This is a genomic window from Clostridium sp. CM036 (assembly GCF_055081135.1).
In genome coordinates this window covers 1,821,681-1,842,991 of sequence record NZ_CM143652.1, presented here as the reverse complement: position 1 = coordinate 1,842,991, position 21,311 = coordinate 1,821,681, and the positions used below count along the sequence as shown (strand labels likewise).

Here is a 21,311-nt window from a genome sequence, read left to right as displayed (position 1 = left end):
GTGGAATTTTCATGAGTAAGTTAATTTGTAACCAAGAGAAAGTAAACGATTCAAATATTCAAGAATTAATAAAGGTTTGCCCTTTTGGTGCTATTGAATACATAGATGGTAAAATTGAAGTTAATGCAGGATGTAAAATGTGTAAGATTTGCGTTAAAAAAGGTCCAACAGGTGTAATGGAATTTATTGAAACAGAGGCCGTGCAAGTTGATAAAAGTTTATGGAAGGGTATAGGAGTATATGTTGACCATGTAGAAGGAGTTATACATCCTGTAACAATGGAGCTTATCGGAAAAGCTAGGGAGCTTGCGGCAGTTGTTAATTTCCCAGTATATTGTGTATTTATTGGTTATAACATAAAGGAAAAGGCTAAAGAATTGCTTCATTATGGAGTTGATGAGGTCTTTGTATACGATTATAAAGAATTTGAAGAGTTTAGAATAGAACCTTATACAGCTGCATTTGAAGACTTTGTAAACAAGGTAAAGCCATCATCATTATTGGTTGGTGCTACAACAATTGGTAGATCTCTTGCCCCAAGGGTAGCCGCAAGGTTTAGAACTGGACTCACAGCTGATTGTACAATACTTAAAATGAAAGAAAATACAGACCTTGTACAGATAAGACCTGCTTTTGGTGGTAACATTATGGCTCAAATTGTATGTCCTAATAATAGACCACAGATGTCAACAGTAAGATATAAGGTTATGAATGCACCTGAAAAACAGTGCGATGCAAAAGGTAAGATTACAATCTGTGAAATGGATAGAGCAAAACTCGATTCGAATATTGAAGTATTAAAGGTTACAAAGAAAGAAGTTGAAGAAAATATTTCAGATGCAGAAGTAATCATTGCAGTTGGTAGGGCGTTAAAATCAGAGAAGGATATGGTTATGATTCAAGAATTAGCAGACATTCTTGGTGCTCAAATAGCTGGGACAAGACCAACAATTGAAGCAGGTTGGATTAATGCTAAGAAACAAATTGGTCTTTCTGGTAGAACAGTTAAACCAAAGCTAATAATAGCTCTTGGAATTTCTGGTGCAGTTCAGTTTACAGCTGGTATGAATAGTTCAGAGCGTATATTTGCAATAAATAAAGATGAAAATGCTTCTATATTCAATGTAGCTCATTATGGGATAGTAGGAGATATTTATGAAATAGTTCCTCAATTGATTGAAAATATTAAAAATTCAGGAGCTGAGTATTGTATACGTTAACTTTTAAACTGGAGTTATAGATAATAGGCAAGTTAGTGTTTAAACTAACTAAGTTTAAACACTAAATTCAGAATCGAGGAGGTAATTTTATGGATTACAAAAAACTTGATGCTAAGGATATAGAGTTTTTAGTGTCAATATTAGATAAAGATAGGGTGTTTACTGGAGAAGCAATAAATGATGATTTTAGCCATGACGAGATGGGTGGAATAAGCAAGATGCCCGACGTATTAGTTGAGGTTCTTGAAGCAAGCGAAGTATCAAAGATTATGAAATATGCAAATGAAAACATGATTCCTGTTGTAGCAAGAGGTTCTGGAACAGGACTAGTTGGAGCATCAGTTCCAATTCACGGTGGAATTATGATAAATATGTCCAGAATGAACAAAATACTTGAGATTGATGAAGAAAACTTAACATTAACTCTTGAACCAGGCGTACTTTTAATGGAAATAAGCAAATACGTTGAAGAGTTTGATTTATTTTATCCACCAGATCCAGGTGAAAAATCGGCTACAATTGCTGGTAATATCAATACAAATGCAGGTGGAATGAGAGCTGTTAAGTACGGAGTTACTAGAGATTATATAAGAGGCCTTGAAGTAGTGCTTCCAAGCGGAGAAATACTTGATGTTGGAGGGAAAGTAGTTAAGAATTCTACTGGATACAGCATAAAAGATTTAATATGTGGATCGGAAGGAACCCTTGGAATAATCACAAAAATTATATTAAAACTTATACCACTACCTAAGAAAGCTGTATCGCTCTTAATACCTTTTCCAAATCTTGATATGGCAATAGGAACAGTACCTTTGATAGTTAAATCAAAATCTGTACCAACTGCTATAGAATTTATGCAAAGAGAAGTTATTATTGCTGCTGAAGAATTCCTAGGAAAAAAATTCCCGGATAATTCGTCAGATGCATATCTTTTACTAACTTTTGATGGTAATAGCATAGAAGAAATAGAAAGAGCTTATGAAAGTGTAGCTAACATTTGCCTTGAAGAAGGTGCTCTTGATGTATTTATAACTGATACAGATGAAAGAAAAGAAGCTGTTTGGTCTGCAAGAGGAGCTTTCCTTGAAGCTGTTAAAGCAACGACAACTGATATGGATGAATGTGACGTTGTTGTTCCAAGAAATAAAGTTGCGCAGTTCATTAAGTATACTAATGAACTTCAAAAAGAATTTGATGTGAGAATAAGAAGCTTTGGTCATGCAGGTGATGGTAATTTACATGTGTATGTATTAAAGGATGAGCTTACAGATAAAGAATGGTCAGTGAAGATTGAAGAAGTATTTGAAGCAATGTATGAAAAATCAAGGGAGCTCAAGGGTTTAGTATCTGGAGAACATGGAATTGGATTTGCTAAGAAAGCATATATGCTTGAACAATTTGGCCCTGTATATGTAGGACTTATGAAAAATATAAAATTGGCATTTGATCCTAATAATATATTAAATCCAGGAAAGGTTTGTGAATAGAAAAAATGATATCGCCAATGTCTTTTAAAGATGTTGGCGATATAATAATACTTTGATGTAGTCGATTTCAGTATTGTGACTAGTATTATTAATAGAGGAGGGAATAAAAGATGAATAATTATTTATTATTTTTCATAGCACTTATCCCCATTGTATGGCTCATGGTTTCGCTCGGTGTTTTAAAAATGCCAGGACATAAAACTTGTTCAATCACACTCGTAATTACAATAATACTTGCAATCCTAGTTTGGAAGATGCCAATTAGTCAAGCTCTCACAGCGACACTTGAGGGTGCAGCAATGGCAATATGGCCAATAATTGTTGTAATAATTGCAGCAGTGTTTACCTACAATCTTTCTATTCATACAAAAAGTATGGACGTAATAAAGGATATGATGACAGGAATCACAACTGATAAGAGAATTTTAGTTTTAATTATTGCTTGGGGTTTTGGTGGATTTCTTGAAGCAATTGCAGGTTTTGGTACGGCAGTTGCAATACCTGCCAGTATTTTAGCCGCACTTGGCTTTAATCCTGTATTTGCAGCAATAATATGTCTTATTGCAAATACAACACCAACAGCTTTTGGAGCAATAGGTCTACCTGTAACAACCTTAGCAAAGGTTGCAGCAATTGATCCTGTTACTTTAAGCTATGCAGTTGCAATTCAATTATTTGTATTAATTGCAGTTTTACCATTAATATTAGTAATGCTAACAGGTAAAAGTGTAAAGGCAATAAAGGGAGTTGTGCTTATTTGTATTGCGTCAGGACTAGCTTTTGCAATACCAGAACTTCTAGTTGCAAAATATATGGGTCCTGAACTTCCAGCACTAATTGGTTCAATAATATGTATTATTGTAACAGTTGCAATAACTAAAATATTCTATAAAAATACTGCATCTAAAGATAAAGTTAGTATATCCGCAAAACAAGGGTTATTGGCATGGGTGCCATTTATCTTAGTTCTGACTTTTATATTAATAACAAGTTCTCTTATACCAGCAATCAATAAACCATTATCATCTATACAAACATCTGTTCAAATATATAATGGCCCAGATGCAAAAATTAGTTCTTTTATATGGATTGCTAATCCAGGGACACTTATAATTCTTGCCACATTTATAGGGGGACTTATTCAGGGAGCTAAGTTTAAAGAAATAGTAAAAGTATTTATTGATACTTGCAAACAAATGAGTAAAACTGCAATTACAATACTTGCAATAGTCTCTCTTGCAAAGGTAATGAGTCATAGCGGAATGATAACATCTATTGCCGTGGTTTTAGTTGCAGCAACAGGAAGCTTTTATCCATTGTTTGCCCCAATCATAGGTGCTTTAGGTACTTTTGTAACTGGGAGTGATACCTCTGCAAATGTATTGTTCGGACCACTTCAAGTTGAAGTTGCAAAAAATTTACATATGAGTCCTTATTGGTTAGCAGCTGCTAATACTGGTGGTGCCACTGCAGGTAAAATGATTTCTCCTCAAAGTATTGCAGTTGCCACAGCAGCCACTGGACTTGTAGGAGCTGAAGGTAAGATATTAAAGGCAACTTTAAAATTTTGCCTTGCATATGTAGCAATATTAGGATTAATTACGTACTTTGGAGCAAAATATTTTATAATGTAGGGAGGAATATATATGACTAAAGTAAAAATACCATATTCAAAACAGTTTTTGGAAATTGAAATTCCAGATAAAAATTTGGTAGCAATATTAGAATCAAAAGCTCATGCATACAAAGTTGAAAGTACTCAGCAGGAAATTGTAAAAAAAGCACTTGATAACCCTATTGGAAGTGCAAAACTAGAAGAGCTAGTTAAGGGGAAGAAAAACTTAGTATTAATAACTAGTGACCATACAAGACCTGTACCAAGTAAAGTAACACTGCCAATACTACTTGAAAGAATAAGATCATCGAACCCTAAAATTGAAATAACAATATTAATTGCTACTGGTTTCCATAGACCTACTACAAGAGAAGAAATGATTGATAAGTTTGGTCAGGAAATAGTAGATAATGAAGTTATAATAAATCATGTATCAGAGGATTATGGCGATATGGTACGCGTCGGAACTCTTCCCTCAGGTGGAGAACTATTGCTTAATAAGATAGCGATGGAAGCTGAACTTTTAATTTCAGAAGGATTTATAGAACCACACTTCTTTGCAGGTTTTTCTGGAGGACGCAAGAGTGTTCTCCCCGGAGTGGCATCAGCAAAGACAGTTATGGCAAATCATTGTTCTGAATTTATAGCAAGTGAGTACGCACGGTCCGGAGTTATTGAAAATAATCCAATTCATAGAGATATGTTATACGCTGCTAAGCAAGCTAAACTGGCATTTATACTAAATGTTGTTATTGACAGTGAGAAGAATGTTATAAATGCATTTGCAGGAGATAGTGAGCTTGCCCACGTTGAAGGTTGTAAATTTGTTATGGAACTTGCAGCTGTGAAAGCTGTGAAGGCAGATATTGCAATATCAACTAATGGAGGATATCCACTAGACCAAAATATATATCAGACTGTAAAAGGTATGACTGCAGCAGAAGCAACTTGTAAGGACGGCGGACTTATAATCATGGTGTCTGCTTGTAATGATGGACATGGTGGTCAGTCATTTTATGACAATATCGCAAATGCAAGTAGCCCAAGAGAAGTTCTTGATAGGGTAATTAAAGTAGGAAGAAATGATACAGCACCAGATCAATGGGAATTTCAGATTCTTGCGCGGATACTAGATGCGCATACCGTAATTCTTGTTACAGATATGTGTGACCCTGAAATGATAAAGAATATGCATATGCAGCATGCATTTACCTTTGAAGAAGCGCTTGTTAGAGCTCTTAAAATAAAGGGAGATGATGCGACGATAACAGTAATACCAGATGGAGTTTCAGTTGTTGTAAAATAACATTCAAATTAATACTACTATTGAATATAATTTGGGGGCGGGTAAAATACATTGGGTGGAAGAATTCACATAATTTTATTTCAAGACTAATAATACTGTGGAGTGGGGAACTGAATTTTGAGTTTCCCACTTTTTTTCAATTTTAGGTAAATGTAAAAAAATAAAGATAGAGAGGAGGGGTGAGTAGTCACTAATATTGTTACGTAAGTAGCCACATAGTATATAAATTAAAAATGTGGTAAAATACTTGTATTATAGTAAAGTGTTATAATTAAACAAAAAAGTACAAAATTTAAAAAATAACCAATAAGTATAACTTTGTCATTTATTATACCTTACTTGTGAATTTATAAGAAGAGATATATTAGTTATACTTCAAAAGCCCTATTTATTGAATTCTTCAGTAATTGAAAATATAATAATGAGATTAAAATTAAGTAAAAAAATAAGGTTCTTAAGTTTCTAGAGCATAAATTGTTAAGACCGATGTTGAAAAGGAGTGATGAAAATGATAAAAACTGCAATTTTAACCATGAGTGATAAAGGTTCTAGGGGAGAAAGAATTGATGGGACAGGTCCTGCAATAAGAAATGAATTAGAAGGTAAAGGATTTGTTATAAGTTTCTATAAAATAATTTCTGATGAGAAACAGGAAATAGAAAAAGAATTGATTTATTTATGTGATGAGCTTAAGGTGGATTTAATTTTAACTAATGGAGGAACGGGGTTTTCAGAAAGAGATGTTACGCCAGAGGCAACTAGAAATGTAATTGAGAAATATGTACCCGGCATTGGTGAGGTTATGAGGATGAAATCAATCCAGATTACATCAAAGGCTGTGCTTTCAAGAAGCATTGCAGGAATCCGCAAAAAAACCCTAATTATTAATCTTCCAGGAAGCCCAAAAGGTGCTGTAGAAAATCTTCAATTTATAATACCTGCAATTCCACATGGAATTGCTATACTTACAGGGGAAGCTAGCGAGTGTGGTAGAAGTTAACAAAAGGGAGAATGAGAATGGAATTTTTTAATGTGGTATCTGTAAAAGAAGCTAAACAAATAATAGATAGTTCTTTTATCTATAAGATTGAATGTGAAAAAATTAACATTATGCAAAGCGTTAATAGAATTAGTTTTAAAGATATAAAAGCAGAATGTAATATACCAGAATTTAAGAGATCGACAGTAGATGGCTTTGCAGTAAGATCAAGAGATGTATTTGGAGCTAGTGAAGGACTCCCGTCTATGCTTGAACTAAAGGGTGAGGTATTTATGGGGAATATCCCACCCTCGGATATTGCAGGGGGGGAGTGCTTATACGTACCTACAGGAGGGATGCTTCCGGAAAGCGCAGATAGTGTTGTTATGGTTGAGTACAGCCATAAGCTAGATGATAATACAATACTTATTTATTCACCTGTGGCTATGGGTGATAATGTAATACAAATTGGTGAAGATATAAATACTCAGGATATTGTCATAAAAAAGGGAAGTAAACTCAGACCTTATGAGATAGGTGTTCTTGCAAGTATAGGAATTTCCGAGGTGATGGTTTATAAAAGACCTAGGGTTGGTATTATTTCAACTGGTGATGAAGTAGTACCCTGCGAAGTAAAGCCTTCTTTGGGTGAAGTGAGGGACATAAACACTTACCTGATTTGGTCTCTACTTCTTGAGGATGGAATGGAGCCAGTAAGCTATGGAATTATTAAGGATGATTATGAACTGTTAAAGAGTGCAACACAAAAAGCATCTAATGAATGTGATGTGGTACTAATTTCAGGAGGTAGTTCTGTTGGCACGAAAGATCACACTTTAAAGGTTATAGCTTCATTTGACGATGGAGAGGTCTTGGTACATGGAATAGCAGTAAAGCCTGGGAAACCAACTATAATAGGAAAACACAAAGAAAAAATAATATTTGGACTTCCAGGACATCCACTTGCATGTTGTATTATATATAAAATACTTGTTCAAAATTATATATATAGCCTAATGCTTCAAAGCGAAAAGATTTATGGAACAAATGCAGTAATGAGTATAAATTACCATAAAGCTAAAGGCCGGGAAGAATATCTACCTGTAGAGCTTGAAACAATAGAAGGCATGGTTATTGCAAAGCCGGTGTTTGGTAAATCTGGGATTATAACAGCATTTTCAAAGGCATGGGGGTATATAAAGATAGAAAAAAACGCGGAAGGTTTAAAAGAAGGACAAGCAGTTGAAGTCTATAAATTATAAAGGAGATGAGAGTATTGGCTCAAGAAGTCTTTCTATCAAATGTTGATTTGAATGAAGCAGTTAAAATATATTTTAATAAGTTATTATGCATTAAAGGTGAAAAGGAAAATGTGGTTACTTGGGAATCTGTAGGAAGAGTTTCATACTCATCAATTTTTGCGAAAATATCTTCACCCTTTTATAATAGTTCGGCTATGGATGGTATTGCAACTATAAGTACCAAAACATATGGAGCAACAGATCGGAGTCATATCCAACTACGAGAAGGAATTGATTATTTAGTAGTGGATACTGGAGATCCAATACCTAAAGAATTCGATTGTGTAATTATGGTAGAGGATTTGATAAATTTAAATAAGGGAAAAGTAGCTATTTATAAAAGTGCTGCCCCTTTTCAGAATATTAGACCAATTGGGGAAGATATTGTAAAAACACAACTTATTATCCCTTCAAATTATATGATTAGACCAGTAGATATAGGCTCTATTATAGCTGGGGGAGTAAATAATATTGATGTTTATAAAAGGCCGGTGGTTGGAATAATTCCGACTGGAACTGAGATGGTCGAGCCAGGTGAAGAACTTAATATTGGAGACATAATTGAGTTCAATTCAAGAGTATTTTCTGCCCAAGTTCAGGAATGGGGAGGTATACCCCTAAGATTTGATATAGTAAAAGATGATTATTTACGTATTAAAGATGCTGTAAAAAAAGCAGTCCAGCAATGCGATATTATACTTATTAATGCAGGATCTTCAGCTGGTAGAGAGGATTTTACTTGTAATGTAATAGAAGAATTAGGTGAGGTTTATGTACATGGAATAGCTATAAAGCCTGGTAAACCTGTTATTCTTGGAAGTATAGAGGGAAAGCCTGTGATTGGTATACCTGGATTTCCAGTATCTGCTTATGTCGTAATGGATAATATATGCAAGAAAATGGTACATGCTTATATAGGGATAAATGAAGAAGAATATACCACTGTTGAGGTTGTACTTACTAGGCGTATAATGTCAACTTTAAAATATTTAGAATTTGTAAGAGTTAAAATTGGATTTGTTTCGGGAAAATATATTGCAACACCTATAGGTCGTGGAGCTGGAACAACAATGTCATTAGTAAGGGCAGATGGTATATTAGAAATACCACAAAATATTGAGGGCTATGAAGTAGGAACTGCGGTGAATGTTAAACTTTTAAGAAGCAAGGAAGAAATTAAAAATACAGTTGTATGTATTGGAAGCCATGACCCAATAGTTGATATAGCTTCGCATCTTTTTCATATAAAAAACGGGAAGTATTTTCTTTCTTCTGCTCATGTTGGAAGTATGGGAGGAATAATGGCATTAATAGGTTCAGAAACTCATATAGCACCTATTCATTTATTGGATATGGAGAATGGTAGTTATAATATTTCTTATATTAAAAAGTATTTACCAAATAAACCTATGGTATTAATTAAAGGTGTTAAAAGAGTTCAGGGAATTATGGTTTCTAAAGGGAATCCTTTAGATATTAAATGTTTACAGGATATAGTTATAAAAGGTAGAAGATTTGTAAATAGGCAAAGAGGTTCAGGTACAAGGTTATTTCTAGATTATAATTTAAAAAAGCTCCATATTAATCCACAAAATATATCAGGATATGAAAGAGAAGAATTCACCCATATTGCCGTTGCAGCAGTAGTTGCAGCAGGAGATGCAGATTGTGGACTTGGAATTTATTCTGCAGCCAAGCTTTTGGGTCTAGATTTTATAAAACTTGGGGATGAGGATTATGATTTTGCTGTGCCTAAGGAATTTATAGATATGGATATGATAAGGGAATTTATCAAAATAATTAAAACAGATGAATTTAAAAGTGAGCTTGATAAACTTGGAGGCTATGATTATACGCAAATAGGGGAAATAATTGAACTTTAGGAGACGGTTTTATGAGGGATAGTCATGGAAGAGATATCAATTATTTAAGGATATCGGTAACTGATAGATGTAATTTAAGATGTATATATTGCATGCCAGAGCAGGGAATTAAGAGTAAGAATCATGTGGATATTCTACGTTTTGAAGAGATATTAAAAATTGTGAAGGCAGCAGAAAAATTAGGTATTAATAAAGTAAGATACACTGGTGGGGAACCACTAGTAATGAAAGATTTAGACAAGCTTATATATGAAACTTCAAAACTGCCAGGAATAGATGATATTGCTATAACTACAAATGGTATTTTGCTATCTGGTATGGCATCAGATTTGAAAAAAGCTGGACTTAAAAGGGTAAATATTAGCCTTGATACTTTAGATAAAGAAAAGTTTAAAAGTATAACCAGAATAGGAAATCTAGATAAGGTAATGGAAAGTATAGATAAATGTTTAACCCTTGGGTTAAAACCGGTCAAAATAAACACAGTATTAATGAAAGGCTTTAATGATGCAGAGTTTGAAGGCTTTTTAACCTTAATTCGAGAAATGCCAATCGAAGTAAGGTTTATTGAACTCATGCCAATAGGTGAAGGTATTAAACTTTATGAAAAAAGTAAATTAAGTTTTAGGGAAATGCTAAAGTTGCATCCTGAGTTAACTGAAATAGAAACCCCTAAAAGTAGCACCGCTCAATTGTACAATCTTAAAGGGACAAAAGGAAAAATTGGATTCATTAGTCCAGTAAGTTGTAAATTTTGTGCGGATTGTAATAAAATAAGGCTCACATCTACAGGAACTATTAAAGCATGTCTTCATTCAAAGGAAGAAATAAATATTAGGAAATACCTAAATAACGAAGAGATGCTTAAAAATGTATTAAAACAAGCAATTTTTAATAAACCGCTCGAACATCATCTTGAAGAGGAAAAAACCAGTAGAAGTGAAAAGATGATGTATCAGATAGGAGGATAAAGTGATGGAACTTACGCATATAAATGAAGAAGGAAGAGCTAAAATGGTTGATGTATCTGAAAAGTGTGACACTGTTCGGGAAGCTATAGCAGTTGGGTCAATTTCTATGAAAAGAGAAACACTTGAAAGAATAAGGGATGGGTCTATTTCAAAAGGAGACGTACTAGCTGTAGCACAAGTAGGGGGAATTATGGGTTCAAAAAGTACTTCGCAAATAATACCAATGTGCCATCCTATAATGATATCTGCTTGTGATATAAGTTTTAAAATTGACTTTAAAAATACTAAAATAGAAATAGAAGCAACGACAAGGACTGTAGGAAAGACAGGCATTGAGATGGAAGCGCTAACTGCGGTATCTGTCGCAGCATTAACTATTTATGATATGTGTAAGGCAATTGACAGGGAAATGCTTATAAATAATATTATGCTTGTGAGAAAAAGCGGGGGAAAATCAGGAATATTCGAAAGGAAGTCGTTATAATGGCAAAGGTTATTGCAATAAATACAAGTGAAAAAAAAGGTGTGATAAAACACCCTATAGAGAAAGGCTTTTTTAAAGTCAATCACGGACTTGAGGGAGATGCACATGCAGGTAATTGGCATAGACAGGTGAGTTTTCTTGGTGTTGAGAGTATTGATAAAATGAAAGCTAAGGGAGCTCTGGGCTTATGTTCAGGAAAGTTTGCTGAAAATATTACTACCGAAGGAATAATTTTGTATGAACTGCCAGTGGGAACTAAACTTAAAATAGGAAATGTAGTTTTAGAGGTAACACAAATAGGTAAGGAATGTCATAAGGGTTGTGAAATTATGAAATTGGTTGGTGACTGTATAATGCCAAGAGAAGGGATATTTGCTAAGGTACTAGAGGAGGGGTATATCCAGGCTGGAGATGAGATTGTAGTGGAGGAATAAGTATTTAGAGAAAATAAAAGGGGGAATTTTAATGTACGGTTACAATGGTAAAATATTAAGAATTAATTTAAAAGATAAGACTATTAAAGTTGAGGTACTTGATTTAAAGCAAGCTAAAAAATTTATTGGTGGTAGAGGGCTTGGAACAAAAATATTTATGGATGAAGTAGATCCGAGAGTTGATCCATTAAGCCCTGAAAATAAACTTATAATTATTACAGGGCCATTAACAGGTACGCCTGTTCCAACCGGTGGAAGATACATGGTAGTTACAAAATCACCACAATCAGGTACAATTGCTTGTTCAAATTCAGGTGGTTATTGGGGAGCTGAATTCAAAGCTACAGGCTATGATATGATCATATTTGAGGACAAGGCTGATGCACCAGTTTACTTAACTATAATAGATGATAAAGTGGAAATAAAGGATGCTAGCAGTCTTTGGGGAAAGCTTGTTACAGAAACTACAGATATTCTAAGGAAAGAAATGCCTGATAAATCAAGAGTTATGACCATTGGACCGGCAGGAGAAGGACTATCCAATATGGCTGCTATAATGAATGATTATGATAGAGCAGCGGCCCGTTCTGGTGTCGGAGCTGTTATGGGTTCGAAAAATCTCAAAGCTATTGTAGTTAAAGGAAGTTCAAAACCACAAGTAGCAGATGCGACAACGCTAAAAGAGGTTTCGAAAGTTTGGTTGAAGACTATAAAAGCCAATGGGGTTACAGGCACAGGTCTCCCAACATACGGAACTGCAGTACTTGTAAATATACTAAATGAAAATGGGATATATCCAACCAATAATTTTCAAAAGTCTTACTTTGAAAAAGCTGATGACGTAAGTGGAGAGGCAATGACAAAGGATTACCTTGTTCGTAAAAACCCTTGTTATAGATGTCCCATTGCCTGTGGCAGGTATGTAAAAATAGAGGATATGGGTATAGAAGTAGGCGGACCTGAATACGAAACACTTTGGGCTTTTAGTGGAGATTGTGGTATTTCTGATATGGTTACAACTTTCAAGGCGAACTACTGGTGTAATGAATATGGTATGGATACAATCTCTGTAGGTACAACTATTGCAGCGGCTATGGAACTACGTGAAAAGGGATATATTAAAGACGAAGAACTTGGAGGGACTCCTCTAGAATTTGGAAACATAGAGGGTGTAGTTGATTGGACAATAAAAATAGGTAAAGCTGAAGGACTAGGAGCAAAAATGTCTGAAGGTTCATACAGACTATGCGCATCTTATGGTGCACCAGAGTTTTCAATGTCAGTTAAAAAGCTTGAAATTCCTGCTTATGATCCAAGAGGTATAATGGGGCAAGGGCTTCAATTTGCTACTTCAAACAGAGGTGGATGCCATGTTAGAGGATATATGATATCACCAGAAATATTAGGCTTGCCACAAAAATTGGATAGATTTTCACTTGAAGGGAAAGCTACTTGGGTTAAGATTTTCCAAGACTTAACTGCATCTATAGATTCCCTTGGATTGTGTTTGTTTACGTCTTTTGCTATGGGAGCTCAAGATTATGCTAACTTGTATAATGCAGTATGTGGTACAGAGCACACTGCAGAATCCATACTTGATTCAGGAGACAGAATTTGGAACATTGAAAGACAATTTAATTTACAGGCTGGAATAGATGCGACGCAGGATACACTACCCAAAAGATTACTAGAGGAGCCAATTCCAGAAGGACCTTCAAAAGGGAATGTGCACAGATTATCTGAACTTCTTCCATCATATTATAATGAAAGAGGCTGGAATGAAAAAGGTATTCCAACGGAAGAAAAATTAAAAGAATTGGGACTATAGTTACATTTAGTTATAAATGGACGCGATAGACAATTTGACAAGGTATATGTATTTCAATGAAAAAAGCTAGATATGACGCAACTAATGATAAGGGAATCAGTTCTGATTTAACTGATTCCCTTATCAGTAATTGCGTCATATGCATTATAAAAGTCATAATTAATACATGAAACCTTACTGCGCTTTAACTGGAGGCTTACCGCTGATTATAAGCTTTGCTTCAGCTTCGGAAAGGTCATAATTTAGAAATGTCTTATAGAAATTTATTGTCTCTGAAACAATATTTAACTTTGAAAATTTATCAGGATTTATTAATTTTGCAGCCCACTGTATCTGTAATGCTTCTTCAGCGCTATAACGATCCCACATGTATGCGCCGTCAGGATTTTGAACTACCTTTTCATTTTTAACTGCTGAAACATTTCTCCATGAACTAGTGTTCATTATAGTTTTTGCATCTTTTGAATCAGCACCCAATATTATAATATCCGGATTCCATTTTATAATTTGTTCCATAGAAGCTTCTTTCATATTACCTTTGATTTCTGATGCTACATTAATTCCACCTGCAGCTTCAATCCATGCATTGATAATTGTATTACTACCATCTACTGTTAGAGGTGAAAGGGTGTTGATATGTAAAACCTTTGGCTTCTTGTCAGTTGGTATTGCAGATGTGATATCTGTAATAATTTTTAATTTACTGTCAAGATAGGAATTGAATTTATCAGCCTTTTTTCTGGCGTCAGGGCCAAGAATATCTCCCGTTACTTGGAAACATTTTTTTAATCCATTAAAATCCGTAAAAGTCAACTGTACAGCGGGTATACCAACGCTTGCTACCTTATCTGCATATTTAGAAGTAGTAGTTAAAAAAACAATATCAGGTTTCGTCTTTAACATTTCCTCAATATTGACATCAGCTGTAGTAAAAGCAGTTGTTGCCTTATTCATCTGTGGATTTATTTGATATAACCAAGGTCTTCCTTTTGTAGTAAGTATTGTAGAAACGATTTTATTTCCTTGACCCAACATACATAAAACTTCATTATGTGCTGGCCAAGAATCAGCAATTCTATCGATTTTAATAGGAATCTCAACTTTTTTATTAGCCATGTCAGTAATCGTTTTTTTTGCTACTTGTGTTTGAACTGCAGTTGATGGACCAGTATTTTGAGTACATCCAATCATAAGAAAAATAAACATAAGTACCATCGCTAATGGCAAAATTCTTTTCGTTTTAATAAAAACACATCCTTTAATGTTTTATTTTAAAAAAATTAACTTAAAAGTGGTATTACTGATTTAATAATTTCACCATTTTTATTTTTTAAACTAATAATTTTAACATCTATGCCATAGGCAGACTTGAGATTTTCCTCTGTAACAACATCATCTACATTTCCAACAATAAAATTATTATTTTTTTGCATTAATGCCGCTTTAGTAGAACAAAGGAATGCATGGTTAGGAAAATGTGATGTCATGATTACCCCAAGACCTTTTTTAGCAAGATTATTTATCTGTTCTAAAACTCTAATCTGATTTCCAAAATCTAAATTTGAGGTAGGCTCGTCCATTATCATTATTTTTGCCTGCTGTGCCAGAGCTCTGGCAATTAAGACCATCTGCCTTTCGCCACCGCTTATCTGTGTATATATACGGTTCTTCAAATATGAAATATTTAATGTATCAATTGCCTGTTCCGTAATTTCTTTATCTTTTTTTGATGGAGAAGCAAATAAGTCTAAATGTGCAGTTCGCCCCATTAATACGACATCAAATACACTAAATGGGAAAGGAGGAGTATGAGCTTGTGGGACATAGCTGATTGCTTTTGCAAAACGTTTTCTTGACCAATCTCTAATATTTTCATTATCCAATAAAATTTCTCCACTTTGAAGCTTCAAAAATCCCAATATAGTTTTAAATAACGTAGTTTTTCCCACTCCATTTGGACCGAGGATACACAATATTTCTTCGGATTTTATACTAACAGATATATCATTAATAACATTTTTAGTGCCATAACCACAGGCAACATTTCGAATAACAAGTTCCATATGCAGAACTTCGCCTCCTTTTTTTATTTAAAGAAAAAATAAATTATAAAACAAAAAAGTTAATTTAATAATTACACTTTTGCCTTTATAGCCAACCTTTCTTACCATTTAGCAACAGATAGATAAAGAATGGTGCACCAATCATAGCAGTCAAAATCCCTAGAGGAATTTCCACTGCAAATAAACATCTTGCTAAATCGTCGACAGCTAACATGAAAATGCCTCCAATCAAAAATGAAGCAGGTAACAGCACTTTGTAATTAGGTCCTACAATCATTCGTGCCAAATGAGGGATGACTAACCCTACCCAGCCTATCATTCCGCAGATAGAAACTGTACTGGCAGTAAGTAGAGTAGAACAAACTATTGTAATAGCTCTCATTTTCGTTGTATCAATGCCAAGTGATTTGGCTTCTTCATCACCAAATGAAAGTACATTAAGTTTCCATCTTATTAACATTAAAGGTATAACCCCTAAAAGCATCGGGATAAGAACGATTTTAATATCATTCATTGTAATTGAAGATAGTCCTCCCATAAGCCAGAAGGTAATAGCGGGTAGTTTGCTGTCAGGATCCGCTACATATTTAGTTAATGAAATAGAAGAGGTAAATAAGGCTTGAACAACCATACCCGTCAGGATCAGTACCAACATCTGACTGCTACCTCGACCAACAGCCTTGCTGATGGCATAAGTTAATGCAACTGCAGCAAATCCAAAAACAAATGATAAAAGCTGAATCCATACTGTTCCTAAGGAAAGTAAAATTGCAACTGCTGCACCAAAACCAGCTCCCGCAGATGCACCTAGTATATCAGCTGATACCATTGGGTTTTTAAATAAGCCCTGGAATGTTGCTCCTGATACGGAAAGTGCTGCGCCAACCAGAATTGCAGCAATAATTCTAGGAAGTCTTACATCGAACAGGACTGATTGAGTTGTATCCTTTAATAAAGCTTCACTTCCGGTGATTCTTAGATAAAATGTCTTTATTAATTGGTTTAATGAAATAGGAAACCTGCCTATTGTGAATGAAACAATAAATGTTGCAATTAACGACACAATTAGAATAAAAACAATCAAATTTTGTCCAGTTCTCTTTTGAATTTCGTTTTTAGTATAGTCCATTTCAGCTATTTCAATGTTTTTCGTATTATTCAAGTATATTTCCTCCCTGATAAATGTAAAAATTATTAAGTTTCTCTTTTATATTAACACAAATGGATATTTTATTAAATTACCAGCATGAACTATCAGAAAATATTTAATTAAAGATAGAAAGGTATTTTAAATAGAATTCAAATATGGTATAATTAAAAAGCAATTTAATACATGGAGAGATGTCCGAGTGGCCTATGGTACCTGCCTCGAAAACAGGCGAACGGGTTATTCCGTTCCGGGGGTTCAAATCCCCCTTTCTCCGCCAAAATAAAGAACTCGCTGAGAAGCGAGTTCTTTTACGTCAATTATAATAGGGATTTGAACGTGAGGGAGCATAGCGGTAAGAAAATGTTTTTAGCTATGATTATGGAGACAGGACCCTACTAGAATTACATAAAAATGGATAACAAAATGTTACTGATTTATGTAAAGTATAATTCAATTACAAAATATAAAATTTAGAAGTGAATAATAGATGACAATACCTTTGATAATTTAGTTTGAAAACAATAAAATACTATAAATAGATTTAAGTTATAAATCTATTTATAGTATTTTTATTTGCTATTTTATATTCCAACATTGAGTCTCTTTATTTCCATATTTGTATAAAAGTTATAATATTTGATATAATGTTTTTATTAAAGAGAAAAATATAACTTAATTCGTCGATAAATGTAGAATAGGTACTATAGTGAATCAGCTATTCACTATAAAATATGGGGGTGTAACATTTGAACGAGAAAATACTTGTAGTAGATGATGAAAAAAGCATTTTGGATGTATTAACTTATGCATTAAAAAGAGAGGGGTATTCAATAGAAAGAGCTTATGATGGACAAGAAGCCCTTGATAAAGTAAAAAGCTTTAACCCACATATAATAATTCTGGATTTAATGATTCCTGTAATAAATGGTTATGAGGTGTGCAAAAAATTAGAAAGTGAAAATATCGGCATTATTATGCTTACAGCAAAAAATGATATTGTAGATAAATTAGTAGGACTAGAACTAGGAGCAGATGATTATTTAACAAAACCTTTTGATCTAAGAGAAGTTCTTGCAAGGGTAAAGGCTCTGGCAAGAAGGTTCAAAAAAACTACAGATGAGAAGCGTAATGATAATCTAATTAATATTAAAGATTTTAAAATTAATAAAAGCCAAAGAACCGTAAGTGTAAAAAAACTAAAAATAGATTTTACACAAATGGAATTTGATTTGTTATATTTGCTCCTATTAAATCCCCATGTAGTTTACTCAAGGGAACGGCTTTTGGATATAGTGTGGGACATGGAATATATTGGTGGCACAAGAACGGTTGATACACATGTTCAAAGAATAAGAAAAAAGTTGGGTAAAACTTATGAAAAATTAATACAAACTGTTCATGGTGTAGGATATAAAGGGGTTGATGAATTATTTGAAAATAGGGATTAAATTCAAACTTATAGCTTTTACAGCCTCACTTTTATTAGTTGTTATATCGTTTTTAAGTATTTTTGTACTTAACGGAATAAAAAATTATCAAGATAAGCAAAATCAAGCGACTTTGTTTAAGCAAAAAGATATGTTTGAGCAATATTTTAGTGAACGCTCTAACTTAGGTGATAATGGAACTAGTGATAAGGCTCAACTTGCTAGAGGAAGCGTATTTAACAAGCCATGGCTTAGAACTATACCTACCAGTGTATATGATACAAAAGGAGAGCTTCTTTCTGGATTTAAGGTAGATGGTAAAGTGAATGAAAATAAAGATAAAAATCTTATGATTGAGTATGCTATTAAAGGTAAAGTATCATTTATAAAAAACAATGATGTAATTTACTTTTATTCACCAATTAAATATAAAAATGATATAGTAGCAATTTTAGAACTTGAATATTCAATTAAAGAAAGCAGTTTATTTTATGATAATACAAAAAAAATGTTTTATGGAACAGGTTTTCTAGCTTTGATATTTGGTGTAATCCTTGGCATTATTTACTTTTTCAACCTTACCAGAGATATATATATGATGAAAGATTCAGTAGAAAATATTCAAAAAGGTGATTTTCATGAAATAAAACTAGTCAATCGTAATGATGAATTAGGGGAATTAAGCAAAGGTATAGTATTCATGAGTAATACTATAGAAAAAAATATTGAAGATCTTAAAGTTGAGAGAGATTCTTTGAGTATGGCGATAGAAAAATTACAAAAAATGGACAAGGAACAAAAGGAATTTATAGGTAATGTAACTCATGAATTTAAGACCCCAATTACTATTATAAAAGCATATGCAGAATTAATCGGAATGTATGAAAATGACGTAAGTTTAATTAATGATGGAACCACAAATATATCAAAAGAATGTGATCGCTTGGCAACTATGGTAGATAAGGTTTTAAATTTGTCTGCTCTAGAAAAATACGACTTTGAAGTACGGAAAAAAGAAGTGAATTTAAAAGAAACATTTGATGAAATTTGCGCGCGAATTATGGGGAAAATAAAGAAAAACAACTTAACATTTAAATGTGATGTTGAAAATATTATTGTTACAATAGATGAAGAAAACTTGAGACATATTATTATTATTAATTTAATTGATAATGCTATAAAATATAATAGGCTTAATGGAAGTATAGATATTGAATGTCATAAAAATGGTAATAAAATAACTATAACAGTTGCGGATACAGGAATAGGCATTTGTGAGGATGATTTGTTTAAAATTTTTGAACCATTTTATAGAGTTGAAAGTCATAGAAGTCGTGAAACAGGGGGAGCTGGGCTAGGGCTAGCCTTGGTGAAAAAGTTAGTTGAAAAGCAACAGGGAACTATAAATGTAGAGTCCAAGTTAGATGAAGGTACTATCTTTTTTATTGAATTTTCTATATAGAATTTACAAAATTGTGACATTTGTTTATAATTTTGTGAAAAGTTTTTGTTACTATAAGATTACAATGAAAAAAGGAGGGAAATTCAATGGTTAGAAAAAAGATTTTATCCCTAATTTTAATGGTAGGAGTTGTAGGTGGCATTAGCGCATATGCAATAAACTATCATAATTCATCTATGCAAAACATAAAGGTAATGGCATACAAACCATCTGCTCAAACAAATGAAAAGGGTTATCAAATCGACAAATATCAAAATATTGAAAGTGCTGCTTGGATTAATGACAATGAGGTTTTAACATTAACTAAAAAGGGAGAGTTTAAAACCCCGGATTCTATGGTGCCTATAAACTACTGCAGTATCTATAATTTAAATACAAAAAGTTCTAAAGACTTTAAAGAGGTAAATATAGATGAATTTATGGGTGTGTCTCCTGATAAAAAGTATGTTCTTTATTCAGAGGCAAGAACCATTCCTAAATGTGAAAGTCCGGAATGGCAAAAAGCTCTTGATTCAGGAGAGCTTCTTCATAAAAACGTAAAATTATTAAATTTATCTACAGGCGAAATCACGAATGTAAATACAGAAAGACTTAATAGTGATGCACAATTTATATGGATAAGTAAGAATAAAATTTTAGCAAATTATTTTGAAAAATGGGCAATCATTGATACAACTGGAAAAGTATATGCAAATGGCAGCTACAATGCTGGTAAATTTGATAATGCCCGGATATCTGGTGTTGATGATATTAAAGATTTAGGAACCACTGTAGAAGGTAAATTCTATTACACTCAAAGCAAAAGTGGAAAAGAAGGAGTTAAATTATGTACAGCGGATGTTAAAACTAAGGAAACAAAAACTATTTTTTCAAATCAATACGCTGGCATGGCCGATAAAAAAAGCAAAACAATTATAATTGATCATTTTAATAATAATGGTGAACAATCACCTGATGGAGTATTTGTAAATAGAACTTTTGGAGCTATTATTATGGATGAAACTGGTAAACAACTGCAAGATATAAAACTGCCTAAAGGTAAAATTAATAATACCTACGTAGTATCACCTGATGGAAGTAAAGTTGCTTATGAAGAAGGAGTTAATCATGATGGCCATACTCCACCTGACCCTGATACATCTATTAAAATTATAGATACTAAGACAGGTGCTATAAAAGAAATAGTTAATGGTACTAGTTTAAAAGATAAAGATGCAAAAATTGAATATCGTACATTTCACTATATAGACAAAAACGGTAAGTATGTAAAAAAGAAGATACCTGTATGTATAGCAATTTCAAATATTTGTTGGGATAGTACAAGTACTGCTTTATCATTTACTTATGGAAATTATCGTTCAGGTAATAGTGAAATAAATACGTATATTGTTAGTTTGGATAAATAGAATGTGGTTACATATAATTTAAAAGAGGAGCAAAAATATGAATATCCATCATAAAATAATAAAAAAAATTTTAAAGTTACTCATTATGGCAATATGTTTATCTTTAAGCATATTTATCCTGGTAGCTTATTCACATAAAAGCGATAATACCTATGAAAATATAGGTCAGAATAAAACAGTGATTAACACTAAACTAACAAAGATAGCATTTGAGAGGAATAATAATGTGTATCTTTATGATGAAATAAATGAACAGGTTGAATCCATAGGGGATAAGTAAAAATCAAAGGAGTTA

Annotated in this window: 18 protein-coding genes and 1 tRNA gene; 16 read left to right on the top strand and 3 right to left on the bottom strand. The window is 33.2% G+C overall.

All coding sequences use genetic code 11. The features are described from left to right. Positions 1 to 11 precede the first annotated feature (11 nt). From ACWJKE_RS08670 to ACWJKE_RS08620, 11 genes are all read left to right on the top strand, one after another. Positions 12 to 1,220 (top strand): electron transfer flavoprotein subunit alpha, encoded by a 1,209-nt coding sequence (locus ACWJKE_RS08670; RefSeq protein WP_216303161.1) that lies wholly within the window; start codon positions 12 to 14, stop codon positions 1,218 to 1,220. 89 nt (positions 1,221 to 1,309) lie between these two features. Next, positions 1,310 to 2,707, top strand: a complete 1,398-nt coding sequence (locus ACWJKE_RS08665) for an FAD-binding oxidoreductase (protein WP_216303160.1) — start codon at positions 1,310 to 1,312, stop codon at positions 2,705 to 2,707. A gap of 110 nt (positions 2,708 to 2,817) precedes the next feature. Beyond that, on the top strand, positions 2,818 to 4,341 hold the full coding sequence (locus ACWJKE_RS08660; protein ID WP_216303159.1) for an L-lactate permease: 1,524 nt from the start codon (positions 2,818 to 2,820) through the stop codon (positions 4,339 to 4,341). A 12-nt stretch (positions 4,342 to 4,353) separates the two neighbouring features. Then, complete coding sequence (larA, locus tag ACWJKE_RS08655; RefSeq protein WP_216303158.1) at positions 4,354 to 5,628, top strand: nickel-dependent lactate racemase; 1,275 nt, start codon at positions 4,354 to 4,356, stop codon at positions 5,626 to 5,628. 508 nt (positions 5,629 to 6,136) lie between these two features. Next, complete coding sequence (locus ACWJKE_RS08650; RefSeq protein WP_216303157.1) at positions 6,137 to 6,628, top strand: MogA/MoaB family molybdenum cofactor biosynthesis protein; 492 nt, start codon at positions 6,137 to 6,139, stop codon at positions 6,626 to 6,628. A 17-nt stretch (positions 6,629 to 6,645) separates the two neighbouring features. Further along, entirely contained in the window at positions 6,646 to 7,869 is a 1,224-nt protein-coding gene (locus ACWJKE_RS08645) for a molybdopterin molybdotransferase MoeA (protein WP_462954286.1), read from the top strand. A 14-nt stretch (positions 7,870 to 7,883) separates the two neighbouring features. Continuing rightward, on the top strand, positions 7,884 to 9,791 hold the full coding sequence (locus tag ACWJKE_RS08640; protein ID WP_462954285.1) for a molybdopterin biosynthesis protein: 1,908 nt from the start codon (positions 7,884 to 7,886) through the stop codon (positions 9,789 to 9,791). Positions 9,792 to 9,802: 11 nt separating this feature from the next. After that, entirely contained in the window at positions 9,803 to 10,762 is a 960-nt protein-coding gene (gene moaA, locus ACWJKE_RS08635; protein WP_462954284.1) for a GTP 3',8-cyclase MoaA, read from the top strand. A 4-nt stretch (positions 10,763 to 10,766) separates the two neighbouring features. Continuing rightward, positions 10,767 to 11,246 (top strand): cyclic pyranopterin monophosphate synthase MoaC, encoded by a 480-nt coding sequence (moaC, locus tag ACWJKE_RS08630; RefSeq protein ID WP_253198186.1) that lies wholly within the window; start codon positions 10,767 to 10,769, stop codon positions 11,244 to 11,246. After that, positions 11,246 to 11,680, top strand: coding sequence for an MOSC domain-containing protein (locus ACWJKE_RS08625; protein ID WP_165411605.1), 435 nt, complete (start codon positions 11,246 to 11,248; stop codon positions 11,678 to 11,680). The genes moaC and ACWJKE_RS08625 overlap by 1 nt, the downstream gene beginning before the upstream one ends. Positions 11,681 to 11,711: 31 nt before the next feature. After that, a complete protein-coding gene (locus ACWJKE_RS08620) occupies positions 11,712 to 13,508 on the top strand; it encodes an aldehyde ferredoxin oxidoreductase family protein (RefSeq protein ID WP_220286531.1) in 1,797 nt (598 codons plus the stop codon). A gap of 174 nt (positions 13,509 to 13,682) precedes the next feature. On the opposite strand, the gene ACWJKE_RS08615 is transcribed toward ACWJKE_RS08620, so the two are convergent. From ACWJKE_RS08615 to ACWJKE_RS08605, 3 genes are all read right to left on the bottom strand, one after another. Beyond that, the gene (locus tag ACWJKE_RS08615) at positions 13,683 to 14,714 is read right to left on the bottom strand and encodes an ABC transporter substrate-binding protein (RefSeq protein WP_258876418.1); all 1,032 of its coding nucleotides are present in this window, start codon (positions 14,712 to 14,714) and stop codon (positions 13,683 to 13,685) included. 74 nt (positions 14,715 to 14,788) lie between these two features. After that, positions 14,789 to 15,571, bottom strand: a complete 783-nt coding sequence (locus ACWJKE_RS08610) for an ABC transporter ATP-binding protein (protein WP_462959338.1) — start codon at positions 15,569 to 15,571, stop codon at positions 14,789 to 14,791. An 85-nt stretch (positions 15,572 to 15,656) separates the two neighbouring features. Beyond that, on the bottom strand, positions 15,657 to 16,700 hold the full coding sequence (locus tag ACWJKE_RS08605) for a FecCD family ABC transporter permease (protein WP_220286542.1): 1,044 nt from the start codon (positions 16,698 to 16,700) through the stop codon (positions 15,657 to 15,659). Between the two features lie 206 nt (positions 16,701 to 16,906). Between ACWJKE_RS08605 and ACWJKE_RS08600 the strand changes: the two genes are divergently transcribed. The 5 genes from ACWJKE_RS08600 to ACWJKE_RS08580 all read left to right on the top strand — a co-directional run bounded on the left by ACWJKE_RS08600 (position 16,907) and on the right by ACWJKE_RS08580 (position 21,296). After that, positions 16,907 to 16,998 (top strand) — tRNA-Ser (locus tag ACWJKE_RS08600). A gap of 469 nt (positions 16,999 to 17,467) precedes the next feature. Then, on the top strand, positions 17,468 to 18,169 hold the full coding sequence (locus ACWJKE_RS08595) for a response regulator transcription factor (RefSeq protein ID WP_462959337.1): 702 nt from the start codon (positions 17,468 to 17,470) through the stop codon (positions 18,167 to 18,169). Then, positions 18,144 to 19,610 carry a sensor histidine kinase gene (locus ACWJKE_RS08590; protein WP_462959336.1) on the top strand — a complete coding sequence of 489 codons (1,467 nt, stop codon included), beginning with the start codon at positions 18,144 to 18,146 and terminating at the stop codon, positions 19,608 to 19,610. Before ACWJKE_RS08595 ends, ACWJKE_RS08590 begins: the two co-directional genes overlap by 26 nt. Positions 19,611 to 19,696: 86 nt before the next feature. Next, positions 19,697 to 21,016, top strand: coding sequence for a hypothetical protein (locus ACWJKE_RS08585; protein ID WP_220286527.1), 1,320 nt, complete (start codon positions 19,697 to 19,699; stop codon positions 21,014 to 21,016). Between the two features lie 37 nt (positions 21,017 to 21,053). Further along, positions 21,054 to 21,296: a hypothetical protein gene (locus ACWJKE_RS08580; RefSeq protein WP_462959335.1), complete on the top strand. Its 243-nt coding sequence runs from the start codon at positions 21,054 to 21,056 to the stop codon at positions 21,294 to 21,296. Positions 21,297 to 21,311 lie beyond the last annotated feature (15 nt).